Genomic DNA, 25,132 nt, shown 5'->3' with positions numbered 1-25,132 from the left:
TCCCCGCGCCGGCCCGCCGCGCCCCGGCTGTATCGACATTGTCCACATCCTGTGCGAGGCTCGGGGCTTGCTCATTGCGCGAGGTTTTCGATTGGCGAAGCAACGACGCCGGCCCGGCGGCCTGGCCAGCTCCTTCCTGCATGGCCTGCTCGGCATGGCGCCTGCCGTGACGGCGCTCGCCCAATCGCAGACGCCGCAGCAGCTGGCGCCGGTTGCGGTATCCGGCACGCGGATCGGCACGCCGCCGCTGGAAACCCCGGCTTCGGTCGACATCGTGGAGGGCGCGGCGATGCGGCGCGGCCAGCCGGGCATCAACTTGTCCGAAGGCCTGGCGGGCGTGCCGGGCCTGCAGATCCAGAACCGCCAGAACTACGCGCAGGACCTGCAGATATCCAGCCGCGGCTTTGGCGCGCGTTCCACCTTCGGCGTGCGCGGGGTGCGCCTGTACGTGGACGGCATCCCGGCAACCATGCCGGACGGGCAGGGCCAGACCTCGAACATCGACATCGGCTCGCTCGACCGGGTGGAGGTGCTGCGCGGACCGTTCTCGGCGCTGTACGGAAATTCTTCGGGCGGGGTGATCCTGGCCTACACCGAAGACGGCGCCGTGCCGCCCGAAATCGGCGTCTCGGCCTGGGCCGGCGGCGATCGCACCTGGCGCTATGGCGCCAAGGCCTCCGGCACGTCCGGCGACATGGACTACGTGCTCGACCTGTCGCGCATGACCACCGACGGCTACCGCGACCACAGCGCCGCGCGCAAGAACCTGGGCAACGCCAAGCTGGGCGTGCAACTGGACGACGCCAGCCGCCTGACGATCGTGGCCAACAGCGTCGACCTGACGGCCCAGGATCCGCTCGGCCTGACGTACGCGCAGTTCCAGGACGCGCCGCGTAGCGCCGAGCTGGCGGCCCAGTACGACACCCGCAAGACCGTGCGCCAGACCCAGGGCGGGCTGGTCTACGAACGCCACGTCGACGGCGCCAACACGCTGCGCCTGATGCTGTACTACGGCCAGCGCGACACCACGCAGTTCCAGGCCATCCCGCCCGCGGCGCAGGCGGCGCCGACGCAGGCGGGCGGGGTGATCGACCTGCGCCGCCGCTATGGCGGGGCCGACCTGCGCTGGACCTCGGAACTGGGGCCGGCGGCGCGGCCCTTGACGCTGGTCGGCGGCTTCTCGTATGACACCCTGCGCGAGAACCGCCAGGGCTACCAGAACTACGTGGGCGACGGCGACAGCCGCCAGCTTGGCGTGCGGGGGGTATTGCGGCGCGACGAAACCAACACCGTCTATAACGCCGATCCCTACCTGCAGGCGTCCTGGCGCGCGGCGCCGCGCTGGACGCTGGATGCCGGCGTGCGCTACAGCACGGTGGCGTTCCGCTCGCGCGATCATTACCTCGCGCCGGGCAATGGCGATGACAGCGGCAGCGCGCGCTATCGCCGCGCGCTGCCGGTGGCCGCGGTGCGCTACCAGGCCGATCCGCGGACCTCGCTGTACGCCTCGTATGGGCGCGGCTTCGAGACCCCGACGCTCAATGAGCTGTCGTACCGGCCCGGCGGCCAGCCGGGCCTGAATTTCGCGCTGGCGCCAGCGCTCGGCACCCACGTCGAGGCCGGCGCCAAGACCGATCTGGCGGGCGGCCAACTGACCGCGGCCGTGTTCCGCGTGTCCACCGATGATGAAATCGTCGCGGCCGGCAGCACGGGCGGCCGCGCCACCTTCCGCAACGCCGGACGCACGCGCCGCGACGGCGTGGAACTGGGCTGGTCCAACCGCTTTGCCGGCCACTGGCGGGCGCAACTGGCCTACACCTGGCTCGATGCCCGCTATCGCGACGATGGCGGCGGCGCCATCCGCGCCGGCAACCGGATTCCCGGCATTGCCGGGCAGTCGGCCTATGCCTCGCTGGCCTGGACGCCGCCGCAGGGCTGGCAGGCCGGCATCGAGGCCCGCTACCTGAGCCGCCTGTATGCCGACGACGCCAACGACGCGGCCGCGCCGGGCTATGTGGTGGCGGCGCTGTCCACGGGCTACGTGAAGCAGGTGGGGCCGTGGGCATTGAGCGCCTACGCGCGGATCGACAACCTGTTCGACCGGCGCTATGCCGGGTCGGTCATCGTCAACGAGAGCAATGGCCGCTACTACGAGCCGGCGCCCGGGCGGGCCGTGGGGCTGGGAGTTGGGGTGATCTATCGCCATTGAGGCTGGAATTCGTCGTCAGACGTCGCGACACGCGCTCAATGTCAAAAATGTCGGACGGTTTGCCGGGGCAACTATCGGGCGTTGCTCGATAGAACCGTTTCTTTTGGATCAGCCGGGAGCATTCATCGTGGCGGCAAAAAATAGGCGGATCCGCCTGGCTTGTAGGCGTACTCACCGCCTTTCTACTCCTGCCTGGGGCAGGTCACACGCAAGCTACGGGGCGTGGATGCAGGTTGCTCGATGGCGGCGGCATCGTAACGTTCAGCCTGCCGCCCTCGATCAGTTTCGCGCTCGATCACCAGTTCATTCCAGGCTTTCCCATTTACATCAGCAGTCCCTATGAATTCAGGTACCGTTGCACCAACAGTCCCAATTTAACGAGGCGGGCGGCCATCTCGATCCTGGGCGATTTCGGCCCGGTCCTGCAGGCCTTGCGAAATGCGTCGTTGAGGCTGACGATCGTCTATGACAATATCGAAAAGGGGCAGTGGAGTCCGGATCCCGCGGTGCCAACCTATGCGCCTTATTTCAGCGTCGATACCCCCTATGAGGGCGACTCAGGGGAGCGCCTTGGGCGCATCTTCCTGCTCCTGTATGCCGAAAAATCCGTGACCCGCCCCTTGCGCGTATTCCTGCCGCCCTCGTTCGCGTTCAAATTGATCGCTGACGAAACCGCCGGGGGCGATCCGGGCATCTTTCTCAATTCCACTGCCTCGCGCTTCCAGTTCATCCCCTCTTGCGTAGGCGCGGTCAACGTCGACAACACGGTCACCTTCGACACCGTCCTGACCACGGTCAACTACAACGGCAAGTTGCCGCAGGCCAAGCCGTTCAATGTGACGACCCGCATGAATAGTCCCGCCTGCCCGGGACTGGAGGGGTTGACCTGCCCGCCGTCCACCAGCAACCCCCTGGACGAGTTGTATCTACGCACGGCGGTGGCGTTCTTGCCACAAAGCGGTGAGCGTACCGATCTTCTGGATCAGACGATCTATCTGAAGAATGCCGACGGCCAGGAAAACGGCCTGAAGCTGACCATCACCAATCAGGCCAATCAGACGGTTACGCTTGGCGCGCTTCCTGCCGATGACCACGGCACATTCCCCTCCCGCTACAACGGCAATCTAGGGGGGCTCCTGCATGGCGCCACGTTGTCGCAGACGCAGACGTATACCGCGCACCTGGAGCGAACCACCGCCGATTTGAAAACCGGCAAGTTCAGCACCCAGGTGCTGGTCAAGGTGACCTGGTTCTGATCGGTCGCGCGCGAAGATTGCCTGACGCGGCGAGGTTCGGCTCAGGACGTGGTGCCCGTGTCATAGCAGCGCCCATGATCCTCGCAGTCCGCGCAGCCGGGCGCGGCGGCCACGGGCAGGTCGGCATGCTCAAACGCGGCATAGGCCAGGAATTTCTTCCACCGCAGGTTTTGCGTATTGCGCGCCACCAGGCCGGGGTAGTGGCGGGTCAGCAGCGCGGTGATGTCCTCGCGGCCGCCCAGCCCCAGGTCGCGCCACAGGTGGTCCGGGCGCAGGCAGGCGTGCGCCAGCACGCTGGTGACCCAGGCCGTGGTCGCGGCCGGTCCGCTGCAGGCGTCGAGCAGCACGCGCAGCAGGCGCGTGAAATCCGGCCGCGGGCTGGCCAGGCCGCGCGCCCCGTAGGCGAGCAATTGCGCCCGCAGGGCGGCAAGCGTCGCGCTTGAGCCCGCCTGCGCGTCGGGAAACAGGCTGGCGAGCACCCCGGCCAATTCGGCGGGAGCCAGGCCGGTGCGGGCCAGGTCGCCGTGCGCCAGGCTCTTGCCGATCACCGTGGCGAAAAAGCGCGCATCGGGCTGATCGGGCGACGCATGCGCCAACAGCGCACAGGCCAGGGCATCGATATCCCGGGAGGTGGGGGCGGCGATCAGGATGGCATCCATGGGCGGCTCGCGGTGCTAAGGTGAAAAATTCGTTATGAGCCGAAATATATAACGAATGGGGAGGAGAGGCGTCTGCGCCGCGTCAAACCTGCCGGGATCAAGGGCGCGGCCGTGCGCGGAAAGTGGGATGCGTCCGGGCGGCGTCAGGCCAGCCCGGGCCAGCTCGCCACTGCCACGCCCGCCGCCAACAGCAGGCACAGCGGCGAATAGAAGCGGGTATCCAGGCGGGCGAAAGGGTCTTCGCCCTTGCGCTTGAAGAAACCGACGTAGCGAAAATCGCCGATGGCGCGCGCCAGCAGGCCCAGCGCCACGGCCATGCCCAGCCACGGCAGCCAGCGCAGGGGCGGCGCGGTCACCAGGCCGCCATTGGCGGCCGTGATCCAGGCGCAGCCGATCAGCGCCGCGGCCACGGCCAGCGTGCCCAGTGGCGACGGCCGGAACAGCGGTTGGCCATCCTGGATCGGCAGCGCCGCCCGGTGCGCCAGCCGCCCGCCGGCTGCCCAGTAGGCGTGCCACAGTCCGAGCACCACGAAGACGATGGCCGTGATGGCGGCGGCGATGGCTTGCATGCGGATTCCCGGGGGGCGATTCTGCGATGGCGCGAGTATGCCAAAGAAAGCAGCGCCGCGCTTCGTCAGGCCGCGGCCACGGCAGGGCGCAAAAAAAGCCGTCCCGATAGCGTGACGGCCTTCCAAAAAAACAGGCGCCTCGCGGCGCCTGTGTGTCGTCATTGGATGACGGGTCTTACATGGCGTGGCCCATGTTGACGTTCATGTTGTACAGCACCCAGGCCGAACCCCCGACGATGATGGCGATGATCATCACGGTGAAGACGAACGTGGCCAGGTTGTCGCGGGCCGATTTCGAAGCGCCCATGTGCAGGAAGTACACCAGCTGCACCAGCAGCTGGAGCACGCAGAGCGCCACCACGCCGATGATGGTGATGGTGTGGGACAGCGCGCCGCTCATCACCAGGCCGAACGAGCCGAAGGTGAGCAGGAGCGAGAGCACGAAACCGATGATGTAGGACTTCAGGCTGCCGTGGTCGGCGGCGTGATCGTCGTGGCCGTGTGCGGCCGCAGCGGAGTGCGACATCAGAGGGCTCCCAGAAGATAGACGAAGGTGAAGACGCAGATCCAGACGATGTCCAGGAAGTGCCAGAACAGGCTCAGGCACGCCAGACGACGCTTGTTGATCGAGTCCAGGCCATGGCGGCGGATCATGTCGATCATGACGACGATCCAGATCAGGCCGAACGTCACGTGCAGGCCGTGCGTGCCGATCAGCGTGAAGAACGCCGACAGGTAGGCGCTGCGGCCGGGGCCCGCGCCTTCGGTGATCAGGTGATGGAATTCATAGACTTCCATCGCGATGAAGCCCGCGCCGAACAGGAACGTGACCATCAACCAGCCGATTGCGCGGCTCTTGTTGTTGGCGTGGACGTTCAGGTTGGCCATGCCGAAGGTGAAGCTCGAGAACAGCAGCAGCAGGGTTTCGACCAGGACGAACTTCAGGTCGAACAGTTCCTTGCCGGTGGGGCCGCCCGCGGTGGCGTTTGCCAGCACCGCGAACGTCGCGAACAGCACCGAAAAGATCAGCAAGTCGCTCATGAGGTAGACCCAGAAACCGAAAACGGTCTTGGATCCATCGTCATGGTGCGCGTGATCGTCGTGACCCGCGTGGGGGTGAGTGGCTACGGCTTGAATCATGGCTCAGGCGGCCTTCTGCATTTTTTCAAAGTGGGCGTTTTCGATGCGTTCGACTTCCGCGGCCGGGACCCAGTAGTCGACGTCGCGGTCATAGGCGCGGACGATGAACGAACCGATCATGCCGACGAAACCGACGATCGACAGCCACCAGATGTGCCAGATCAGGGCAAAGCACATGACCAGGCCGAACGCGCCGATGAAGACGCCGGCGGCGGTGTTCTTCGGCATGTGGATGTCTTCGTACTTGGCCGGGCGCTTGTAGGCCTTGCCGTTCTGCTTGTCTTCCCAGAACTGGTCCAGTTCATCGACGTGAGGAACGTGGGCGAAGTTGTAGAAAGGCGCGGGCGACGAGATCGACCATTCCAGGGTGCGGCCATCCCAGGGATCGCCGGTGATGTCCTGGTTCTGCTTGCGCTGGCGCACGGACACGAACACTTGCTGCAGCAGGAACCAGATGCCCAGCATGATCAGCGCGGCGCCGGCCAGGGCGACCAGCAGGTACGGCTGCCATTCGGGGTTGTCGTAGTGGTTCAGGCGACGCGTCATACCCTTGAAGCCCAGGATGTACAGGGGCATGAAGGCCAGGAAGAAGCCGACGAACCAGCAGTAGAACGAGTAGCGGCCCAGGCGTTCGTTCAGCTTGAAGCCGAAAGCCTTGGGGAACCAGTAGGTCATGCCGGCGATACAACCGAACACCACGCCACCGATGATGGTGTTGTGGAAGTGGGCGATCAGGAACAGGCTGTTGTGCAGCACGAACGACACGCCGGGGATGGCCAGCATCACGCCGGTCATGCCACCGATGACGAACACCAGCATGAAGCCCAGCGTCCACAGCACCGGCGTGGTGATGCGCAGGCGGCCGCGGTAGATGGTGAACAGCCAGTTGAAGATCTTCGCGCCCGTCGGGATCGAGATGATCATCGTGGCGATGCCGAAGAACGCGTTGACGTTGGCCCCCGCGCCCATGGTGAAGAAGTGGTGCAGCCAGACCAGGAACGACAGCACGCCGATGGCGGCCGTGGCGTAGACCATGGACTTGTAGCCGAACAGGGTCTTGCGGGCGAACGTGGCGACCACTTCGGAGTACACGCCGAAGGCCGGCAGCACCAGGATGTAGACCTCGGGGTGGCCCCAGATCCAGATCAGGTTCACGTACATCATGACGTTGCCGCCCATGTCGTTCGTGAAGAAGTGCGTGCCCAGGTAGCGGTCCATCGTCAGCAGCGCCAGCGTGGCGGCCAGCACCGGGAAGGCGGCCACGATCAGGACGTTGGTGACCAGCGAGGTCCAGGTGAAGATCGGCATCTTCATCAGGGTCATGCCCGGCGCGCGCATGCGCAGGATGGTGACGATGAAGTTGATGCCGCTGAGTGTTGTTCCCAGCCCGGAGATCTGCAGCGCCCAGATGTAGTAATCCACCCCGACACTTGGGCTGTAGTCGAGCCCGGACAGCGGCGGATAGGCGAGCCAGCCGGTCGCGGCGAATTCACCGACGAACAGCGAGATCATCATCAGCGCGACGCCGGCGCCGAACAGCCAGAAGCTCAGCGAGTTCAGGAACGGGTAGGCCACGTCGCGGGCGCCGATCTGCAGCGGCACCACGATGTTCATCAGCCCGGTGATGAAGGGCATCGCCATGAAGAAAATCATGATGACGCCGTGGGCGGTGAAGATCTGGTCGTAGTGGTGCGGCGGCAGGAAGCCGGCGGAGTCGGCCGAGGCGACGGCCAACTGGGTGCGCATCATGATGGCGTCGGCGAAGCCGCGCAGCAGCATGATCAGCGCGACGATGATGTACATCACGCCGATGCGCTTGTGGTCGACGGAGGTGAGCCATTCCGTCCAGAGGTACTTCCACTTGCGGAAGTAGGTGATGGCGCCGAAGACCGCTAGGCCTCCCAGGCACACGGCGGCCAGCGTGACCATGACGATGGGTTCATGGTACGGAATGGCCTCGAGGGTGAGTTTCCCGAGCATTATTGAGTCAATCCTGCGACAAGATTATTCGACGTGGGGGTGCACGTGGCGTCGTCGACGCCGGCCATCTTGGACATGGTGCTGCCCAGGATGTAGTCGAACATGGACGGCGGCACCGAGGCGTACTTGGCGACCGGGTTGTGTTCGCTGCGCTTGGTCAGTTCCTGGTACACCGCCGGGGTCAGCGCGGTGCCGGAAGCCTTGGCTTCCTTGACCCAGTTGTCGAAACCTTCCTGCGACGTGGCGATGGCCTTGAAGCGCATGCCGGAGAAGCCGGCGCCGCTGTAGTTGGCCGAGATGCCGGCGTAGGTGCCGGGTTCGCGCGCGTTCAGGTGCAGCTTGGTCTCCATGCTGGCCATCGAGTAGATCTGGCTGCCCAGCTGGGGGATGAAGAACGAGTTCATGACCGAGGCCGAGGTGATCCGGAAATTGACCGGGACGTCGACCGGGAAGGCGATCTCGTTGACCGTGGCGATGTCGTACTCGGGGTAGATGAACAGCCACTTCCAATCCAGCGACACCACCTCGATGGTGACCGGCTTGTGCTCGGAGACGAGCGGCTTGTAGGGATCGAGCGCGTGCGTGGAGCGCCAGGTGATCACGGCGAGGATCGCCACGATGATACATGGCACGGTCCAGACCACGACTTCGATCGCCGTGGAGTGGGCCCACTTGGGCTGGTAGTCGGCTTTGGTATTGGATGCGCGGTATTTCCAGGCAAACGTCAGGATCATGATGATGACCGGGATCACCACCAGGAGCATCAGACCGGTTGCCGTGAACAGCAGGGTCTTTTCCTGAGCGCCAATGTCTCCCTTGGGGGAGAGGATTTCCATGTTGCAGCCGCCAAGCAGCATGACCGCGCCGACGCCAAAAATGCGCGTAAGGGTCGCAAGGAGGGGGTGTTTCACGTACAGCCTTGGATGGAAGGTGGGAAATGCTGCGGAGCAGCAGACTGGAATGCTGCTAGGCAGCAACGTCCATCCTATCGGTTTGACCTGGGTCAAGCGTGCGACGAATGGTCGCATTGCCCAGCCGGCTTTTGCCCCCAAGGCCCCTGGTTAAGGGTTTTCCCAGGCGGGAGAGGGCTCCGCGGGGAAGGTGGGGGTGCGACGATATGTCGCATCCGCACAAAGCAGGATTGTTGCGATGTGTCGTATCCGCGCCAATCAGTCGACCAGCACCTCGCGTTCCGGCCCCGGTTTCTTGGCCAATTTGCGCTGCAGGGAGCGCCGGTGCATGCCCAGCAGGCGGGCGGCGGCCGAGACGTTGCCGCCGGTCTCGTGCAGGGCCTGGTGAATGTGTTCCCATTCTAGGCGGTGCAACGGCGTCATGGTGCTTTCGATGGTAACGGTTTCCGGCTTCACCAGGCCCAGGGTGCGCAGGATCATCGGCGCGGTGGCGGGCTTGGGCAGGTAGTCGTCGGCGCCGCGCTTGATGGCCTCGACCGCGGTGGCCACGCTGGCGTAGCCGGTGACCAGCAGGATGCGCATGTCGGCGCGCAGGGCTCGAAGGGGACGGATCAGGGTGAGGCCCGAATCCTCGCCCAGGCGCAGGTCGACCAGCGCGAAGGCGGGGCGGATCTCTTCGGCCACGCGCAGCGCCTCGGCGATGCCGGTGGCGGTTCGGGTTTCGAGGCCGCGGCGCGACAGGCTGCGCTGCAGGGTGCGCACGTAGAGCTCGTCGTCGTCGATCAGCAGGCCAAGATCGGTGGGATTCAACATATCAGGTCCCGGGAGTGCCGAGAGGCAAATAAAAACGGATGCGGGTGCCGCCGCCATCGGCCGCGGTCATGGTCATTTCGCCGCCCAGCTGCTCGACGGTGGCGTGCGACAGGGCCAGGCCGACGCCCAGGCCGCCCGGCTTGCCACTGTTGAACAGGCTGGTGGCCGGCAGCAGCGTGTGGTCGGGGTCGAAGCCGCCGCCATAGTCGCGCACTTCGCCGCGCAGGGCGCCATAACCGTATTCCAGGTGCAGGTCCACGCGCGGCTCGTTGGCGGCTTCGCCGGCATCGGCCGCGTTGTTCAGCAGGGCCTGCAGCAGGTGGGCGATGGCCGGATCGACCCGCAGGCTGGCGGGCAGCGTGCCCGACCGGCGCAGGTCGATGGTCGGCCGGATCAGGCGCCATTGCCCCACCACGCGCACCAGGTCCACGGCGGTTGGGACCGCCAGATTGCGAATCCGTTCCCGGCACAGGGCCAGCAGCTGGCTGAGCGTGGCGACGTCCTGCTTGAGGTCGGGCTCCTTGACCTCGGCGGCGATCTCGTCGGCCAGCAGGGTCATGGTGGCCAGCGGGGTGTTCAGTTCGTGCGCCATGGCGGCGGCGTGGGTGGCCAGGGCGACGATGCCCTCGTTGCGGGTGAAGCGCTCGCGCAGCCGCGCCAGTTCGCGCTCGCGCGCCCGCAGGTCGGCCGCCAGGCGGGTGGTGAACACCAGCACCACCACCACGGAAATCAGGAAGTTGGCGGCCAGGCCCCATAGCAGCAGGGTGTGGGTGTTGAGGTCGCCGCGCAGCGGCTGGCCGAAGATGGCGGCGGCGAAATAACCGGAGATGCCCGCCAGCGCCGCCGCCAGCGCCCAGTTGCGCGGCAGCGCCAGCGCCGCCAGGGCGGTGAGGATCAGGAACATCATGCCGAACGGATTGCTCAGGCCGCCGCTCCAGCCCACCATCCAGGCCAGCACCGCCATGTCCACCAGCAAGTGGCCGAAAGCGGTGGCGTGGGACAGGTCGCGGCTGTGGCGCAGCCGCAGGCTGGCGTAGACGTTGAAGCCGATCAGCACGCCCACGCCGATCCACAGCGGCTCCAGCGGCAGGGCCAGGCCGAGCACGGCGCTGGCCACCAGGATGGTGGCGGCCTGGCCCGCGATGGCGAGCCAGCGCAGGCTGCAGAGGGTACGCAGGAAGGAAAAGGCGGAACTACCGGGCATATCCAGACACAGGGTTGCCGGTCTATCGCCGGCGGATCAGGCGCCCGGCTGCGCGGAACGCTGGCATCCGGGGCGGCGTGGGGCGCCGCGCTGCCGCCGGGCCCCGCGAGGCCGCCGGCGGCGGATGTGTGTTGGCATTGTATGAGGAATCAGGACGGACCGCAGGTTGCGGTATGTCCCTTATTATTGAATGTCGGACCTGCCGCTGTGGGCCATGGGCATCGGCGGATAGCTTTCCTGGTCGGACGCCATCTGCCCTTGCATTTCGGCGGTCTGGAGTTCCTGTTCGACCTGGGCGCGGCTTTCCCCCGGGCCGGTGGCGGCGATGGCGGGCGGGTAGTCTTCCTGGCCGAAGGTGTATTGGCCATCGGCCTTGGACCGCGCCAGTTCCGCCGCGACCTGATCGGCGGTCTTGGCCGTCGGGGCGGGGTAGCTGACACGCCAGTCGCCGTACAGATCGCGCTTGTACTGGGCGGCCGGGGCCTGGGCCTGCTGGGCTTGCACGGTTGCGGCGGCGGTCAGGCCGGCGCAGAGCAACAAGGTGGCTGTCAATGTCTTCATGAAACGCTCCTGGCAATCAAAGCAAACGGCCTGAAGGCAGGCCGCGCCGTCGTCCCCGCTGCGGCTTGGGGGCGATTTCCTGGGATGCGGGCGATGCGCGCCGGAGCGTGGCGCGGCCGCGCTCCCGGCTTTTTCAATTCGACCGGGCGCGGGCCAAGGCGTTGCAGGAAACGTGGGTCGTCTTGCAAACAGCCATTTCAAGCTTGAAATACAGGTGTCAATCTGCTTGCGGGGATGTGGCCCCTGTATTTCACCGCAAGGCTTCAGTGCTTGTGTTCTCCGGCCGGCGCGGCCGCCGCCGACAGCGGGCGGGCCTCGGCCTTCACCGGCACGCGCCGTTGCTTGCCATCGGCGTCCTGCACCAGCAGCGTCAGCGCCACCGGGTCGCCCGCGGAGATCTGCCGGGCCAGGTCGATCAGCATGACGTGGTAGCCGCCCGGCTTGAGTTCCACCGGCTTGCCGGCGGGCAGGTCGATGGCGGACACCTGGCGCATCTTCATGACGTTGTCCTGCATCGCCATCTCGTGCACCTCGACGTGCCTGGCGGCGTCCGATTCGACGCCAACCAGGCGGGCGGCGGTCGGCGAGGTCAGGCGCATGAAGACGCCGGTGGCGTGTTGGCTGGGCACGGTGGCGCGGACCCAGGCGTCTTCCACCTTGAGCGAGGCGTCCTGGGCCACGGCGGGCGCGCCGGCAAGCGCCAGGGCGCCCAGGGCGAAGGCGGCGGCGAGGGATTTGAAGCGAGTCGTTTTCATCGGAAATTCCTTTTGTCTTGGCGTGGGGTCACAGCACGGTGCGCAGGTCGGCCGCGCATTCCTCGGCGCTTTGCTGGTGGCGCAGGGCCACGCGCAGCTTGCCTTCGGCGTCGATGACGTAGGTCAGGGCGGTGTGGTCCATGGTGTAGGACGAGCCGGTCGGCACCTTCTGGTAGAACACCTTGAACGATTGGGCGGCGGCGCGGGTCTGCTCGGCGTCGCCGCGCAGGCCGACGAACGCCGGGTCGAAGGCCTGCATGTAGGCCTGCAGGATCTCGGGCGTGTCGCGCTCCGGGTCCACGGTGATGAACAGCACCTGCAGCTTGGCGGCGTCGGCGCCCAGCAGGTTCTTGATCTCCAGCGCGCGGGTCAGCGCGGTGGGGCAGACGTCCGGGCATTGGGTGAAGCCGAAGAACAGCATCACGGTCTTGCCGCGATAGTCGGCCAGCTGGCGTTGCCGGCCTTCGGTGTCTTGTAGCTGGAAGTCGCCGGTGGGCATGCTGGACAGATCCATGCCGTTGATCTTGGGGGCGTCGGGCCCGCAGCCGGCCAGGGGCAGCAAGGCCAGGGCCGACAGCAGCCGGCGCCGGTCACGGTTGGGCGCCGACGGCGCGCCCAGGGGCGCGCGCGGGGGAAGGGAATGCATGAAAACCTCGTGGCTTGACGTTCGCGTGGGCGCGGCGGGGCCGCGCGTGAAGGCGGAGTCAGGCCAGGCGAGGCGGGGCGCGCGAGCCCAGCGGCGGCCCTTGGGCCGGTTGCACGGGCAGCGCGAGCGGGGCCGGCGCGGCCGGGGCGGGCCGGCCGCTGGCCAGCGCCAGCGGTGTGGTGGGCGAGGCGGGCGCGGGCGTGACGTGCGCCAGCAGGCCGAACGGACATTGCGCGCCGGTATCGGCATTGGAGTGGGCGCCGGCACCCGCGTCGCCCTTGCCGGCGGGCGAGAGCGCCAGCCGCAGCGTGGACAGGTCGCCGGCGGCCGAGCAGAAAGTGACCTCGATGCGGCCATCGTGCAGCGCGCGCGTGTCGGGCATGTAGCCCGCCGGCACCACCGCGCGCAGCAGCAGCGCCAGGAACGCCAGCCACAGCACGCCGCGGACGCGCACGGCGTCACGGGGGCGTGGAGGTCGGATCAAGGCGGACATGGGGCGATTGTAGGCCCTGTGGCCAGCGCGGTTCAGGTGTCGGGGTCCAGGCGCCGGATCAGGGCGATGTAGCGGCGCCGGGCCTGGTCAGCCGGCAGGCCGGCCAGCAGGCGCCAGGTGGTGTATTCGATCTGCTCGCGCACCGTGGCCGCGGCGGGGGGCTGGGCGGGGGCGTCGCCCTGCCGCGCCTGCCGCTCGTAGGCGTGCAGGCGGATGGCGACGCTGGTGGAGGGCGCCTGCGGCAAGGCCCGCAGTTCGATCACCGCCGCCTCGAACGCGTCCTCCAGTTCCGCGGCAGGGATGGCCAGCGTGGCCGGATCCATGGCGTCGCCTTCGGGCTCCAGGCCGCTGGCCACGGCCAGCCGCCGCCACAGCGCGTCTTCGGCGGCCGGGTCGGCGGCCTGCGAGGTGACCTTGACGATGCTGTTGTTGCGCAGGCGCAGCGTATGGGTGGAGGCGCCGCGGTGAATCGTGGCGCCGTCGCGCACCTGGAAGGTCAGCGGCACGGCGATGGCACGGCCAGCCAGCGCCGGCTGGCCGACGCTGTCGACCGTGAAGGTATTGCGCGAATAGTCCATCACGCGCGAGAACAGGTCGATCAGGCCGCCCCGGCCCTGGTAGGTGCCGCTCAGGGGGTTGTCGCCGTCTTCCTGCCAGACCACGTCTTCGGAGAACAATGGGAACAGCGCCTCGTACTGGCCCGACAGCAGCGCCTCGCGGTAGTGGCCGAGGATGCGCTCGATTTCGTCGCCGCTCATCGCGGCGGCGCGGCCCGGACGGGTGGTGTCGGGAGACTTGTCCATGAACCGCAGGATGTCGGCGGCGACCCGGTCGCGGTCGTTGTCCACGCAGATCATGTGGTAGCTGTTGTCCAGCAGCACCAGGCGGCTGTCGGCAATGGCGTCGTTCAGGAAATGGGCCGAGCGCACCGAGGTCAGTTCGTCCTCGTGCGCGTGGATGATCAGGCTGGGGCAGGTGATGGCGCTGAGCCCGCGCTGCACGAAGCGGCGCAGGCGGTCCACCTCGCGGATGCAGGCCAGCGGCACCCAGCGGTAGTGGAAATTCTCGCCGCGCTCGAACTTGGCCTTGACGATCGAACGGACCAGTTCGTTCTTGATGCCGTAGGGCTCTTCCTCCTCGACCCGCATGCGCGCGGCCAGGCCGGGGATGCGATAGACCAGGTTGCGCAGGCCGCGATACCAGGGCGTGCTCCAGCCGTCGATGAAGACGGGCGCGGCCAGGCTCACCAGCTTGCCCTTGCGGTGCTCGACGCGCTTGCACAACTCCACCGCCAGCAGCGCGCCCAGGCACATGCCGACCACATGCAGCGTGTCGTGGCGTGCGGCCACTTCACGGTACTTGGCGGTGACGGCATCGATCCAGTCCTCGGCGCGCACCGGCAGCAGGTCCTCGGGCGTGGTGCCGTGGCCGGGCAGCGTCAGCGTGTGCGTCTCGATGCCGGCGCGCTTGAGGATCTTGTGCAGCGATCCCAGGTCGTACTGGGTCCCGCCCAAGCCGTGGATGAGCAGGGCGCCGGTGCTAGTGGACATCTGCCTGCTCGATTTCGCCCAGGCGCCACATGCCGGCGACGACGGCGACGCTGCCGTCGAAATCCTCCAGCGGCGAACCGCGGTCGCTGATCACGCGCCAGCCGCCGCCGGCGTGCGCGACACGGAACAGCAGCGGCGTGCGGTCTTGGGCGCCAGCGCGGCGCGCGGCCCAGTGCAGCGTCAGGCGCGCGCGGTCGTCCGGGTGGGCCAGGGCCAGCAGGGCGTCCAGGCTGGCGATGGCACTTGCCTGCACGCCCAGGGCGCCTTGCAGGTCGCCGGCCAGTTCGAGCGATCCGTCGAACGGGTTGTAGCGGTACATCAGCTGGTGGCTGCCGGCCAGCGCCAGGTCGAAGCGGCCGCGCCACTGCTCGGCGTTTTCGAGTTCCTGCGCGCGGGCGGCGCGCAGCGTATTGACCAGCAGGATCAGCAGCGCGGTGACCACCAGGTAGACCTGGGTGGCCAGCAGCACGTGCCAATGGTCGTTGGCTTCGACGAACGGCCCTTCGCCCTGCGCGCTCTGGTACAGCGCCATCAGGGCCAGCGTGATGACGGCCAGGGTGCCGCCCGGCGCGCCCCATACCAGCGCGGTCAGCACCGCGAACACCAGCGGCAGATAGGTCAGTTCGAAGGTGACGACGTACGGCAGGTTCTTGATCATGTCGCCGTCGAAAGTCATGAAGGTCGACACGATCAGCGCGGCGTAGGCGATGACCCCCAGCACCAGGTCGCGCTTGCGCGGGCCGCCCGAGCGGCGCGGGCGGAAATGGGCCCATACCGTCAGGGCCGGCGCCACGATCAGGATGCCGGCCAGGTAGGCCGCGACCCAGGTGCGCAACCGTACCCAGGCATGCGCTTCCTGGGTCAGCCATAGCCAGCCGCCGCCCAGCAGCGCCGACAGGCCGGCGCCCGCCACCGCGCCGGCCAGCAGCGCCGCGACCAGGCCGAGTCCGCCCTCGCGCGGCGCCAGGCGCTGCACCGTCCAGGCCGCCAGCAGGCTGGACACGCTGGCGGTGATGGCGAACACCAGGGCGGTGGCGGGCTGGCCGCGCGTGAAGCTGGTCAGCACCAGTTGCGCGCAGAAGAAGGCGGCCAGCAGCAGCGGCCAGTTGCGGCGCTGGGTCAGCAGGTAGGCGCCCACCGCCACGCCGGGCGGCAGCCAGACGAACACGGCGTGGCTGACCGGATCGTTGAGCAGGCGCGAGAAGACGCCGCACAGCAGGTAGGGGATGGCCCACAGCAGGCAGTACAGGTTTCTTCGGGGCGCTTGGGGTGTTCCCATATCGTTCCTTGCAGACGCGGTAATCCATGGCGAGCGCGGCTCGCGGCGATCCGCGGGGTTATACAACACGGCCCGGCAGCGTCCGCGAAAGTTGCCGGCAGGCATACCGCCGTTCGAAAATCTTGGTACCCTTGGACGCAGTCGTGTCTCACTCCGTTCCAGGATTCAGTGCTCTCCTTGCCCGCCCAGACCCTGCCAGCCCCCGATTCCATTGCCGTTGCCGGGTTCGCCCGGGCTCGCCTGCCTGCCCGTGGCGTCATCCGGTCGGTCCGGCTGGCGCTGCTGGCCGCGTTGCTGGCGTTGCTGGCGGCGTGCGGCACGACCAAGGTCCAGCCCGGCTATTACCGGGTGCAGTCGGGCGACACGCTGACGCAGATCGCGCGCAAGCAAGGCACCAGCGTATCCAACCTGGCGCGCTGGAACAACCTGTCGAACACCAATGCGATCGAGGTGGGCCAGATGTTGCGGGTGGCGCCGCCAGCCGGCCAGGCCAGCACTTCCGCGCCTGCCACCTCGCGGCCCAAGGCCTCGGGCGGCTCGCGCGCGCCCGCCGCCAGCATGGGCAAGCGCCGCACCGCGCCGCCGGGGGCGATTTCCCTGGTGTGGCCGGCGCAGGGCAAGGTGACCCGCGGCTACGACGGTTCGGGGTCGAACGGCATCGTCATTTCCAATGCCACAGGCACGCCGGTGGTGGCGGCGGCGGCGGGCACCGTTGCCTATTCCGGCAGCGGCCTGCGCGGCTATGGGCATCTGGTGATCGTCAAGCATAACGCCAGCTTCCTCAGCATCTATGCCCACAACAGCAAGCTGCTGGTCAAGGAAGGCCAGCGCGTGAGCCAGGGGCAGAAAATCGCCGAAATGGGCAATAGCGACAGCAAGCAGGTGGGACTGTACTTCGAATTGCGCTACGACGGCCAGGCGGTCGACCCGGCCGGGTCGTTGCCCGGGAAGTAGGGGAGCCCCCACGCGGCGCGCGCTTTGCGCGCTTGCTGCCCCCCGAGGGGGCTGCCCGGCCTTCGGGCGGCCGGGCGGCTATTTTTTTGTGGCGGTGTTGTAAAGGGGCGGGCACGCGCGAGCGGGCTTGGCGCCTCCGAGGGGGCTGCCCGGGCTTCCGGCGGCCGGGCGGCTATTTTTTTGTGGCGGTGTTGTAAGGGGGCGGGCACGCGCGATCGGGCTTGGCGTCTCCGAGGGGGCTGCCCGGGCTTCGGGCGGCTGGGCGGCCGGGCGGCTTTTTTTTGTGGCGGTGTTGTAAAGGGCGGGCGTGCTCGATGGGGGCTTGGCGCCTCCATGGGAGGACTGCCAGGGCTTCGCCGGGCGCCGCCTCAGCCGATCTGGCCGGCGTCCTGCGTCAGCGTCGAGATGAATGTCGCGGTGCGCGGGTCGCGCGGGCGGGTGAAGAGGTCGCGCGAGGCGCCGGCTTCGACCACGTTGCCATCGAGCAGGAACACCGCTTCACGCGAGACGCTGGCGGCCAGGCGCAGGTCGTGCGTGGCCATGAGCATGGTCATACCTTCGGCGGCCAGCTGGCGCAGCACGTCCACCACCTCGGCCGCCAGGCCGGGGTCGAGCGCCGAGGTCGGCTCGTCGCACAGCAGCACGCGGGGAGCGGGCGCCAGGGCGCGGGCGATCGCCACGCGCTGCTGCTGGCCGCCCGACAGATTGGCCGGCCAGGCCTCGGCCTTGTCCAGCATGTTGACCTTGCGCAGCAGCTCCTCGGCGCGGGCGCGGGCGCGGTCGGCCGGCCATTTCTGCACCGTCACCAATCCCTCCATCACGTTGCCGATGACGGTCTGGTGCGGAAACAGCTGGAAGTTCTGGAACACCATGCCGGTCTGCATGCGCACCCGCTGCACCTGGTCGCGCGAAAGCTTTTCGCCGGGCTCGAACTCGATCCGCTCGGGGCCGATCTCAAGCGTGCCGCGGTCGGGCACTTCCAGCAGGTTGACGCAGCGCAGCAGGGTGCTCTTGCCGCTGCCGGACGGGCCGATCAGGGCGGTGACGCTGCCTTCGGCGATGGCCACGTCGACCTGCTTGAGCACCAGGTTGCCGCCAAAGGACTTTTCGATCTTTTCCAGGCGGATCATCGGTTTTTCTCGGAAAACACCGCGTGCTGGCCGAAGCGCCGTTCCAGGCGCACCTGGGCGGCGGACAGCACCGAGCTGAACACCAGGTAGATCAGCGCGGCCTCGGTGTACAGGATCAGCGGTTCGTAGGTGACGGCGGCGATGCGCTGGGCCGCCTGGAAGATCTCGGGCACCGTCAGCACGGCGGCCAGCGAGGTGTCCTTGACCAGCGCGATGAAGGAGTTCGACAGCGGCGGCACGGCCACCCGCGCGGCTTGCGGCAGCACGGTGCGGCGCAGCGCCTGGGCGCGCGTCATGCTCAGCGAATAGGCCGCTTCCCACTGGCCCTTGGAGATCGACTCGATGGCGCCGCGGATCACTTCGGAGTTGTAGGCGCCGACGTTCAGGGTGAAGCCGATCAGCGCGGCCGGCAGCGGGTCGAGCACCACGCCGACGCTGGGCAGGCCGTAGAAGATCACGAACAGCTGCACCAGCAGCGGCGTGCCGCGGATCAGCCAGACGTAGAAGCGCACCACCGCCACCAGCGGCGCCGGCCCGAACAGCCGGATCAGCGCCACCACGAAGGCCAGCGCCAGCCCCAGGGCGAACGACATCAAAGTCAGCGGGACGGTGAACACCAGCCCGGCGTGCAGCAAGGGCCAGAACGAGTCGGCCATCAACTGCACCCAGGCCGGCACCGCCAGGGTGTCGACCTGGGACAGAACCCAGTCGGGCAGGACGTTGTGCAGCCAGGCGGGGAGCGTCATGGAGCGGGCCGCTTATTGCTGCGCCGACAGGTCCGTGCCGAAGTACTTGACCGAGATGGTCTTGTAGGTGCCGTCGGCCTTGATATCGGCCAGCGCCTTGTTGATGGCGGCCACCAGTTCGGGATTGTTCTTGCGCAGCAGCACGCCGGAGTTGCTGAATTCGGCGGCCTTGTCGGTGGCGGCGATCTTGACCTTGGCGTTGGGCTTCTGCTTCTTGAAGTCCAGGAACGACAGGTTGTCGTTGACGGTGGCCTCGACGCGGCCCGAGGTCAGCAGGTCGATGGCTTCGTTGAAGCCCTGCACCGCGACCACTTCCGCGCCATGGCTCTGCGCCAGCTTGCCGAAGTTGCTGGTGAGCGTGTTGGCGGACTTTTTGCCCTTCAGGTCGGCGAACGACTTGATGGTGGTGTTGTCGTCGCGCACGATCAGCACCGCGGCCGACGAGATGTAGGGATCGGAGAAGTCGTACTTGGCGCGGCGCGCGTCGGTGATGCCGACCTGGTTGATGACGGCGTCGTAGCGCTTGGCGTCGAGCCCGGCGATCAGGCCGTCCCACTTGCCTTCGACGAATTCGGCCTTGACGCCCAGGCGCTGGGCAATGGCGCGCCCAATGTCGACGTCAAAACCGGTAAGCTGGCCGGAGGCGTCGTGGAAGGTGAAGGGAGCGTAGGTGCCTTCGGTGCCGATCTTGAACACGCCGGCGGACTTGATCTGGTCCAGCCCCGACTGGGCGTGGGCGGTGGACAGGGCGGCGACCTGGACCAGGCCGGCGATGAACAACGAGCGCAAGAGTTTCATGGCAATGCTCCACGGATGAGGGATCACTGCGAAAGGCCCGCGCGGATCGCGCCGCCTTCCGGTGTAGCCGCACTCTAACAACGCGTCTATTTTTCCACAAAGCATAAGGAATAGTAAAAATATAGCGGCAAGTCATATGCGGTATTCGCGCCCCGGGCCGCCCGGCCCGGGGTTCATCCAGGCGGTATCCAGATGGAGACAGGCGTGCAACAACAGTGGAACAGGCGGGCTTTCATGATGGCGGCGGCGGGTGTCGCGGCGTCCGCAAGTGTCATGCCGGCGCACGGCGCCAACGGCCTGCGCCGGGTGCCCGGCGGCGGCAGCATCACCGACGTGGCCGGCCTCAAGGTCGGGCACTACACCGACACGCGGCGGCCGACCGGCTGCACGGTCATCATCGCCGAAGCGGGCGCCACCGGCGGCGTGGACGTGCGCGGCGCGGCGCCGGGCACGCGCGAGACGGACCTGCTCAATCCCGTCAACATGGTGGAAAAAGTGCATGCGGTGATGCTGGCCGGCGGCAGCGCCTTCGGCCTGGAGGCGGCCACCGGCGTCATGCGCTACCTGGAAGAACGCAAGATCGGCTTCGACGTGGGCGTGGCGCACGTGCCGATCGTGCCGGCCGCCATCCTGTTCGACCTGGGCGTGGGCGACGCCTCGATCCGGCCCGATGCCGCGGCCGGCTACCAGGCCTGCAAGGCGGCCAGCGCCAAGCCGCCGCAGGAGGGCAACGTCGGCGCCGGCGCCGGGGCGACGGTCGGCAAGCTGTACGGCGCCAAGCGCGCCATGAAGGGCGGCCTGGGCAGCGCCTCGCTGACCGTGGCGGGCGTCACGGTGGGCGCGATCGTCGCGGTCAACGCGGTGGGCGATGTGGTCGATCCGGCCACCGGCCACGTGCTGGCCGGCGCCCGCACCGCCGACGGCAAGATGCTGCTGGACACGCGCGCGGCGATCCTGGCCGGCGACCTGCCGACCTCGATGCGCGAGGGCGCGGCCACCACCATCGGCCTGGTGGCGACCGACGTCAAGCTGACCAAGGCGCAGGCGCAGAAGATGGCGCAGACCGCGCACGACGGCCTGGCCCGCACCATCAACCCGATCCACACCATGCTCGACGGCGACACCGTGTTCGCGCTGGGCACGGGCGTCTCCAACAAGCCCGCCAACATGATGCTGCTGGGCGTGATGGCGGCCGAGGCGATGGCGATCGCGGTGCAGCGCGCCATCCTGGCGGCGCGTGCGCTGGAAGGCTATCCGGCGGCGGTGGATTTCATCGCCTGAGCGGCGCTTTCTTCCGGGTAATGGCGCGCCTGCGGGCAGGAACGCCATTTGCTGCCACCCCGTGTTCGTGCTGACCCCAAGCTGTCATATCGCGCCGGCATGATGGAAAGCGTCGGCGCACCGCCTGCGCGGGAGGGATGGCATGTACGAAGGAGAGCGCTTCAACGGAGCCACGCACCTGGCCGGCCTGGCCTTGGCGGTGGCTGCATCCGGGGCCCTGATCGCGCGGGCCGCTGAATTGAAAGTCGAGTGGCGCCAGACCGTGGCCTGCGCCGTGTTCGCGGCATCCATGATCGCCGTCTATGCCTCCTCGGTGCTGTATCACTGCTCGCGCGGACGCCGCAAGGCGCTGTGGGCCAAGGCCGACCACTGCGCCATCTACCTGCTGATCGCCGGCACCTACACGCCGCTGGCGTTCGTGCCGCCCGAACTGGGCTGGGGCGCCGCCATGGCGGTGGCGATCTGGCTGCTGGCGCTGTACGGCATCGGCCGCGAACTGTGGTGGGCGCGCGGGGCCGCGCCAGCCTTGCCGCTCTATCTGGCGATGGGCTGGCTGGGCGTGATGTGCGCGGCGCCCATCGCCGGCGCGCTGTCGGGCGCCGGGCTGGCCTGGCTGCTGGCCGGGGCCGCGCTCTACACGGTGGGCACGGTGTTCTACGCCAACGACAAGCGCTGGCGCCATGCCCACGGCATCTGGCATCTGTTCGTCATGGGCGGATCGGCCTGCCACTTCGTCACGGTGTTCGGCTTCCTGCGCCACGCCTGACGCGGGGCCGTCAGCGCCACGCCGCCAGCGGCAGCATGCCGCCGCGGTTCTTCACTTTCCGCATGACGATATGCGAACACAGGTCGCGCACGCCCGCGATCTTGCTGAGCTTGTCTTCCACGAACTGCGAGAAGGCCGCCAGGTTGCGGGTGCGCACCGTCAGGATGTAGTTGGAGGCGCCGGTGACGATGCTGGCCTCGGTGATCTCGTCATACAGGGCGATGCCGGCCAGGAATTCCTCGTGCCAGCCGGGCCGCGACTGATCCAGGGACACGTGCACGATGGCTTCCAGCTCGAACCCCAGCCGCTCGGCGTCGAGCACGGCGCGGTAGCCGCGCACGAAGCCGCCTTCCTCCAGCGCCCGCACCCGCCGCAGGCAGGCCGAGGGCGACAGGGCCACCTGCTCGGCCAAATCCTGGTTGCTGAGCTGGCTGTTCTCCTGCAGGCGGTAGAGAATGCGGTGGTCGATGGCGTCCAATTGCATGGTGCAATCCAATTCGAAAAAATGGTCTACAGCGCAATTTAATGCAAAATCCTAGGGTAAGCCACGCCTCGTTTTGCAAGTATTCGGCTTGGTCGCGCTGATAGTATGTAGCCAGCATATTGCCCGAAGGAGCTGTGAATGAACACCCGCGAAGCCTGCGTCGCCGCCGACCGGCAGGACCCCCTTGCGCCGCTGAAGGCGCGTTTCGACCTGCCGCCCGGCGTGCTCTATATGGATGGCAACTCGCTGGGCGTGATGCCGCGCGCCGCCGCCGCGCGCGCCGCCGAGGTCATCACCCAGGAATGGGGCACCGGCCTGATCCGCAGCTGGAACACCGCCGGCTGGTTCGAACTGCCGTCGCGGCTGGGCGACAAGCTGGCCGGCCTGCTCGGCGCGAAAGCGGGCGAACTGGTCATCACCGACACCACCTCGCTGAACATCTTCAAGGCCCTGGCGGCCAGCCTGCGCATCCAGCAGAAGCGCCAGCCCAAGCGCCGCGTGATCCTGTCCGAACGCGACAACTTTCCCACCGACCTGTACATGATCCAGGGCATGATCGACCTGCTGCAGCAGGGCTACGAGATGCGCCTGATCGACGACGAGCTGCCGCTGGACCGGGCGCTGGACGAGGACGTGGCGGTGGTGCTGCTGTCGCACGTCAACTACCGCAGCGGGCAGATGCACGACATGGCCGCGGTCACGCGCCAGGCGCACGAGCGCGGCGCGCTGGTCATCTGGGACCTGGCGCACGCCGCCGGCGCGGTGCCGGTGGACCTGAATGGCGCCGACGCCGACTACGCCGTGGGCTGCACCTATAAATACCTGAACGGCGGCCCGGGCTCGCCGGCCTTCATCTGGGTGGCGCCGCGCCACATTCCCGATTTCTGGCAGCCGCTGTCGGGCTGGTGGGGTCACCAGCGTCCGTTCGACATGACGGTCGCCTACGAGCCGGCCGGCGGCATCCGCCGCTACCTGTGCGGCACCCAGCCGATCGTGTCGCTGGCCATGGTCGAATGCGGCCTGGACGTGGCGCGCGAGGCCGACATGGCCGAGGTGCGCAGGAAGTCGCTGGCGCTGGGCGACCTGTTCATCGCCCTGGTCGAGGAACGCTGCGCCGGCCATCCGCTGACGCTGGTGACGCCGCGCGACCATGCCCAGCGCGGCAGCCACGTGAGCCTGCGCCACCCGAACGGCTACGAGGTCATGCAGGCGCTGATCGCGCGCGGCCTGATCGGCGACTACCGCGAGCCCGAGGTGCTGCGCTTCGGCCTGACGCCGCTGTACTTCGGCTACGCCGACGTCTGGGACGCGGTCGAGATCCTGAAAGACGTGCTCGACAGCAAGGCCTGGGACAAGCCCGAGTTCAAGCAGCGTTCGGCCGTGACCTGAACGGCCGGCGCACCGGCCCGAGCGACATCCAGCAAGAGAGCGCAGTACCGGAGGAGACAATGACACAACAACAAGGATTCGGCAGGATCGCCGAACGCGAGCAGGGGCTCAAGCGCCGCCTGACGTCCGGCCAGATGAGCATGATCGCGATCGGCGGGGCCATCGGCACCGGCCTGTTCCTGGGCAGCAAGTTCGCGATCGGTTTCGCCGGCCCCAGCGTCATCATCAGCTACGCCATCGGCGGGCTGATCACGCTGCTGCTGATGGGCTGCCTGGCCGAGATGACGGTGGCGCATTCCACCTCGGGCTCGTTCGGCGCCTACGCCGAGCACTACATCGGCCCGCTGGCCGGCTTCCTGGTGCGCTACGCATACTGGTCGTGCGTGGTGCTGGCGGTGGGCACCGAGGTCACCGCGGTGGCCGAGTACATGAAGTTCTGGTTCCCGTCGGTGCCCGGCTGGCAATGGGTCTGCCTGTTCTCGGCGGCGCTGATCTTCATCAACGCCATGAGCGTGAAGGCGTTCGGCACCATCGAGTACTGGTTCTCGACCATCAAGATCAGCGCCATCGTGGCGTTCATCATCCTGGGCGCCTACGTGGTCTGGGGCAGTCCGCAATACGGCGCGGCACAGTACACGGCGCACGGCGGCTTCTTCCCCAACGGCGCGTGGGGCATGTGGATCGCGGTGGTCATCTCGATCTTCAGCTACCTGAGCGTGGAGATGATCGCGGTGGCGGCGGGCGAGGCCGAGGACCCCGAGCGCGCGGTGAAGAAGGCGTTCCGCGCCACCATCGTGCGGCTGGTGGTGTTCTACCTGCTGACGCTGGCGTTGATCCTGGCCATCGTGCCGTGGGACCAGGCCGGCAAGGGCGGCAGCCCGTTCGTGACGGTGATGGAGGCGGTGAAGGTGCCGTACGCGGCCGGCGTCATCAATTTCATCGTGCTGGTGGCGGCGTTGTCGGCCATGAACAGCCAGCTGTACATCACCACCCGCATGATGTTCAGCCTGTCGCGCGCCGGCCATGCGCCGGCGGCGCTGGGCAGGCTGACGCGCAGCGGCACGCCGCTGAACGCGCTGCTGCTGTCGACCAGCGGCATCGCCATCGCCACCGTGCTGAACGTGCTGTATCCGGAGACCTCGTTCACGCTGATGATGGCGATCTCGATGTTCGGCGCGCTGTTCACGTGGATGATGATCTTCGTCACGCACTACTTCTTCCGCCGCCGCTGGGCGCGCGAGGGCGGCGCGGCGCTGTCGTTCCGCATGCCGGGCTTTCCGCTGCTGACGTTGCTGGGCGCGGGCGCCATGCTGGCGATCCTGGTCACGACCTACTTCACCGGCGTGTTCAAGATGACGCTGGTGTTCGGCGTGCCGTTCCTGCTGGTGCTGGCGGCGCTGTATCTGCTGCTGTTCCGCAAGTCCGCCGAGGCGGTGGTGTTGCAGGCGCGGCAGCAGCGGTCCTAGCGGCCGCGCCCATCGGATGCGCGTGGCGTGGTGGCAGGCGGATGGCCGACAGCGGTCACCACGCCGTGGCCCGACGGCGTGCTTCCGATAGGG

At 67.7% G+C, this 25,132-nt stretch carries 24 protein-coding genes and 1 pseudogene; 7 read left to right on the top strand and 18 right to left on the bottom strand.

What is annotated here, in order from left to right:
- Nucleotides 1–217: 217 nt before the first annotated feature.
- A pseudogene (locus tag ABFG95_RS09765) lies at nt 218–2,209 on the top strand (TonB-dependent receptor); the annotation flags it as partial.
- 233 nt (nt 2,210–2,442) lie between these two features.
- A complete protein-coding gene (locus ABFG95_RS09760; protein ID WP_278990563.1) occupies nt 2,443–3,465 on the top strand; it encodes a hypothetical protein in 1,023 nt (340 codons plus the stop codon).
- Between the two features lie 41 nt (nt 3,466–3,506).
- On the opposite strand, the gene ABFG95_RS09755 is transcribed toward ABFG95_RS09760, so the two are convergent.
- From ABFG95_RS09755 to ABFG95_RS09690, 14 genes are all read right to left on the bottom strand, one after another.
- A complete protein-coding gene (locus ABFG95_RS09755) occupies nt 3,507–4,124 on the bottom strand; it encodes a nitrogen fixation protein NifQ (protein ID WP_278990564.1) in 618 nt (205 codons plus the stop codon).
- A 143-nt stretch (nt 4,125–4,267) separates the two neighbouring features.
- Entirely contained in the window at nt 4,268–4,693 is a 426-nt protein-coding gene (locus ABFG95_RS09750; protein WP_278990565.1) for a DUF3995 domain-containing protein, read from the bottom strand.
- A gap of 175 nt (nt 4,694–4,868) precedes the next feature.
- Nucleotides 4,869–5,219 carry a cytochrome o ubiquinol oxidase subunit IV gene (cyoD, locus tag ABFG95_RS09745; protein WP_006387442.1) on the bottom strand — a complete coding sequence of 117 codons (351 nt, stop codon included), beginning with the start codon at nt 5,217–5,219 and terminating at the stop codon, nt 4,869–4,871.
- Nucleotides 5,219–5,833, bottom strand: coding sequence for a cytochrome o ubiquinol oxidase subunit III (gene cyoC / locus ABFG95_RS09740; RefSeq protein ID WP_006387443.1), 615 nt, complete (start codon nt 5,831–5,833; stop codon nt 5,219–5,221). Before cyoC ends, cyoD begins: the two co-directional genes overlap by 1 nt.
- 3 nt (nt 5,834–5,836) lie before the next feature.
- Entirely contained in the window at nt 5,837–7,813 is a 1,977-nt protein-coding gene (gene cyoB / locus ABFG95_RS09735) for a cytochrome o ubiquinol oxidase subunit I (protein WP_020926575.1), read from the bottom strand.
- Nucleotides 7,813–8,724 (bottom strand): ubiquinol oxidase subunit II, encoded by a 912-nt coding sequence (cyoA, locus tag ABFG95_RS09730; RefSeq protein ID WP_348995792.1) that lies wholly within the window; start codon nt 8,722–8,724, stop codon nt 7,813–7,815. Before cyoA ends, cyoB begins: the two co-directional genes overlap by 1 nt.
- Nucleotides 8,725–8,982: 258 nt before the next feature.
- On the bottom strand, nt 8,983–9,534 hold the full coding sequence (locus tag ABFG95_RS09725; protein ID WP_026384599.1) for a response regulator transcription factor: 552 nt from the start codon (nt 9,532–9,534) through the stop codon (nt 8,983–8,985).
- Between the two features lie 4 nt (nt 9,535–9,538).
- Nucleotides 9,539–10,741, bottom strand: a complete 1,203-nt coding sequence (locus ABFG95_RS09720; RefSeq protein ID WP_049075761.1) for an ATP-binding protein — start codon at nt 10,739–10,741, stop codon at nt 9,539–9,541.
- A 183-nt stretch (nt 10,742–10,924) separates the two neighbouring features.
- Complete coding sequence (locus tag ABFG95_RS09715) at nt 10,925–11,302, bottom strand: DUF4148 domain-containing protein (RefSeq protein ID WP_049075760.1); 378 nt, start codon at nt 11,300–11,302, stop codon at nt 10,925–10,927.
- Nucleotides 11,303–11,565: 263 nt separating this feature from the next.
- Nucleotides 11,566–12,057 (bottom strand): copper chaperone PCu(A)C, encoded by a 492-nt coding sequence (locus ABFG95_RS09710; protein ID WP_348995791.1) that lies wholly within the window; start codon nt 12,055–12,057, stop codon nt 11,566–11,568.
- Nucleotides 12,058–12,085: 28 nt separating this feature from the next.
- Nucleotides 12,086–12,703 (bottom strand): SCO family protein, encoded by a 618-nt coding sequence (locus ABFG95_RS09705; protein ID WP_049075758.1) that lies wholly within the window; start codon nt 12,701–12,703, stop codon nt 12,086–12,088.
- Between the two features lie 58 nt (nt 12,704–12,761).
- Nucleotides 12,762–13,196, bottom strand: coding sequence for a DUF2946 family protein (locus tag ABFG95_RS09700; RefSeq protein WP_049075756.1), 435 nt, complete (start codon nt 13,194–13,196; stop codon nt 12,762–12,764).
- Nucleotides 13,197–13,228: 32 nt separating this feature from the next.
- Nucleotides 13,229–14,746, bottom strand: a complete 1,518-nt coding sequence (locus ABFG95_RS09695; protein ID WP_054415377.1) for an acyl-CoA-binding protein — start codon at nt 14,744–14,746, stop codon at nt 13,229–13,231.
- Nucleotides 14,736–16,025, bottom strand: a complete 1,290-nt coding sequence (locus tag ABFG95_RS09690; RefSeq protein WP_175204502.1) for an MASE1 domain-containing protein — start codon at nt 16,023–16,025, stop codon at nt 14,736–14,738. The genes ABFG95_RS09695 and ABFG95_RS09690 overlap by 11 nt, the downstream gene beginning before the upstream one ends.
- 240 nt (nt 16,026–16,265) lie before the next feature.
- Between ABFG95_RS09690 and ABFG95_RS09685 the strand changes: the two genes are divergently transcribed.
- Nucleotides 16,266–16,979 (top strand): peptidoglycan DD-metalloendopeptidase family protein, encoded by a 714-nt coding sequence (locus tag ABFG95_RS09685; protein WP_049078050.1) that lies wholly within the window; start codon nt 16,266–16,268, stop codon nt 16,977–16,979.
- 368 nt (nt 16,980–17,347) lie between these two features.
- Here ABFG95_RS09685 and ABFG95_RS09680 read toward each other — a convergent pair whose 3' ends face one another.
- The 3 genes from ABFG95_RS09680 to ABFG95_RS09670 all read right to left on the bottom strand — a co-directional run bounded on the left by ABFG95_RS09680 (nt 17,348) and on the right by ABFG95_RS09670 (nt 19,653).
- The gene (locus tag ABFG95_RS09680; RefSeq protein WP_063569129.1) at nt 17,348–18,109 is read right to left on the bottom strand and encodes an amino acid ABC transporter ATP-binding protein; all 762 of its coding nucleotides are present in this window, start codon (nt 18,107–18,109) and stop codon (nt 17,348–17,350) included.
- A complete protein-coding gene (locus tag ABFG95_RS09675) occupies nt 18,106–18,786 on the bottom strand; it encodes an amino acid ABC transporter permease (protein WP_238907948.1) in 681 nt (226 codons plus the stop codon). The genes ABFG95_RS09680 and ABFG95_RS09675 overlap by 4 nt, the downstream gene beginning before the upstream one ends.
- Before the next feature lie 81 nt (nt 18,787–18,867).
- Nucleotides 18,868–19,653 carry an amino acid ABC transporter substrate-binding protein gene (locus ABFG95_RS09670; RefSeq protein ID WP_175145049.1) on the bottom strand — a complete coding sequence of 262 codons (786 nt, stop codon included), beginning with the start codon at nt 19,651–19,653 and terminating at the stop codon, nt 18,868–18,870.
- Between the two features lie 192 nt (nt 19,654–19,845).
- On the opposite strand from ABFG95_RS09670, the gene ABFG95_RS09665 reads away from it, so the two are divergent.
- Together ABFG95_RS09665 and ABFG95_RS09660 are read left to right on the top strand one after the other, a co-directional pair.
- Complete coding sequence (locus ABFG95_RS09665) at nt 19,846–20,934, top strand: P1 family peptidase (protein WP_169536678.1); 1,089 nt, start codon at nt 19,846–19,848, stop codon at nt 20,932–20,934.
- A 142-nt stretch (nt 20,935–21,076) separates the two neighbouring features.
- Nucleotides 21,077–21,700 carry a hemolysin III family protein gene (locus ABFG95_RS09660; RefSeq protein WP_054500917.1) on the top strand — a complete coding sequence of 208 codons (624 nt, stop codon included), beginning with the start codon at nt 21,077–21,079 and terminating at the stop codon, nt 21,698–21,700.
- A 10-nt stretch (nt 21,701–21,710) separates the two neighbouring features.
- Here ABFG95_RS09660 and ABFG95_RS09655 read toward each other — a convergent pair whose 3' ends face one another.
- On the bottom strand, nt 21,711–22,184 hold the full coding sequence (locus ABFG95_RS09655; RefSeq protein WP_006386706.1) for an Lrp/AsnC family transcriptional regulator: 474 nt from the start codon (nt 22,182–22,184) through the stop codon (nt 21,711–21,713).
- Nucleotides 22,185–22,322: 138 nt separating this feature from the next.
- Between ABFG95_RS09655 and kynU the strand changes: the two genes are divergently transcribed.
- Nucleotides 22,323–23,573 carry a kynureninase gene (gene kynU, locus ABFG95_RS09650; protein WP_006386707.1) on the top strand — a complete coding sequence of 417 codons (1,251 nt, stop codon included), beginning with the start codon at nt 22,323–22,325 and terminating at the stop codon, nt 23,571–23,573.
- A 59-nt stretch (nt 23,574–23,632) separates the two neighbouring features.
- Entirely contained in the window at nt 23,633–25,039 is a 1,407-nt protein-coding gene (locus ABFG95_RS09645; RefSeq protein ID WP_059272444.1) for an amino acid permease, read from the top strand.
- Nucleotides 25,040–25,132 lie beyond the last annotated feature (93 nt).

It is taken from the genome of Achromobacter sp. HNDS-1 (assembly GCF_040084795.1).
GTDB classification, from domain to species: Bacteria; Pseudomonadota; Gammaproteobacteria; order Burkholderiales; family Burkholderiaceae_B; genus Achromobacter; species Achromobacter ruhlandii.
This window is presented reverse-complemented; position numbering and strand designations above follow the sequence as displayed.

Coding starts and splice junctions, on each gene's coding strand:
- ABFG95_RS09695 (WP_054415377.1), bottom strand. CDS start 14,746: ATGTCCACTAGCACCGGCGCCCTGCTCATCCACGGCTTGGGCGGGACC.
- ABFG95_RS09750 (WP_278990565.1), bottom strand. CDS start 4,693: ATGCAAGCCATCGCCGCCGCCATCACGGCCATCGTCTTCGTGGTGCTC.
- ABFG95_RS09660 (WP_054500917.1), top strand. CDS start 21,077: ATGTACGAAGGAGAGCGCTTCAACGGAGCCACGCACCTGGCCGGCCTG.
- ABFG95_RS09715 (WP_049075760.1), bottom strand. CDS start 11,302: ATGAAGACATTGACAGCCACCTTGTTGCTCTGCGCCGGCCTGACCGCC.
- cyoD (WP_006387442.1), bottom strand. CDS start 5,219: ATGTCGCACTCCGCTGCGGCCGCACACGGCCACGACGATCACGCCGCC.
- ABFG95_RS09670 (WP_175145049.1), bottom strand. CDS start 19,653: ATGAAACTCTTGCGCTCGTTGTTCATCGCCGGCCTGGTCCAGGTCGCC.
- ABFG95_RS09680 (WP_063569129.1), bottom strand. CDS start 18,109: ATGATCCGCCTGGAAAAGATCGAAAAGTCCTTTGGCGGCAACCTGGTG.
- ABFG95_RS09700 (WP_049075756.1), bottom strand. CDS start 13,196: ATGTCCGCCTTGATCCGACCTCCACGCCCCCGTGACGCCGTGCGCGTC.
- ABFG95_RS09645 (WP_059272444.1), top strand. CDS start 23,633: ATGACACAACAACAAGGATTCGGCAGGATCGCCGAACGCGAGCAGGGG.
- ABFG95_RS09665 (WP_169536678.1), top strand. CDS start 19,846: ATGGAGACAGGCGTGCAACAACAGTGGAACAGGCGGGCTTTCATGATG.
- ABFG95_RS09705 (WP_049075758.1), bottom strand. CDS start 12,703: ATGCATTCCCTTCCCCCGCGCGCGCCCCTGGGCGCGCCGTCGGCGCCC.
- ABFG95_RS09710 (WP_348995791.1), bottom strand. CDS start 12,057: ATGAAAACGACTCGCTTCAAATCCCTCGCCGCCGCCTTCGCCCTGGGC.
- ABFG95_RS09690 (WP_175204502.1), bottom strand. CDS start 16,025: ATGGGAACACCCCAAGCGCCCCGAAGAAACCTGTACTGCCTGCTGTGG.
- cyoC (WP_006387443.1), bottom strand. CDS start 5,833: ATGATTCAAGCCGTAGCCACTCACCCCCACGCGGGTCACGACGATCAC.
- cyoB (WP_020926575.1), bottom strand. CDS start 7,813: ATGCTCGGGAAACTCACCCTCGAGGCCATTCCGTACCATGAACCCATC.
- ABFG95_RS09755 (WP_278990564.1), bottom strand. CDS start 4,124: ATGGATGCCATCCTGATCGCCGCCCCCACCTCCCGGGATATCGATGCC.
- ABFG95_RS09720 (WP_049075761.1), bottom strand. CDS start 10,741: ATGCCCGGTAGTTCCGCCTTTTCCTTCCTGCGTACCCTCTGCAGCCTG.
- kynU (WP_006386707.1), top strand. CDS start 22,323: ATGAACACCCGCGAAGCCTGCGTCGCCGCCGACCGGCAGGACCCCCTT.
- ABFG95_RS09655 (WP_006386706.1), bottom strand. CDS start 22,184: ATGCAATTGGACGCCATCGACCACCGCATTCTCTACCGCCTGCAGGAG.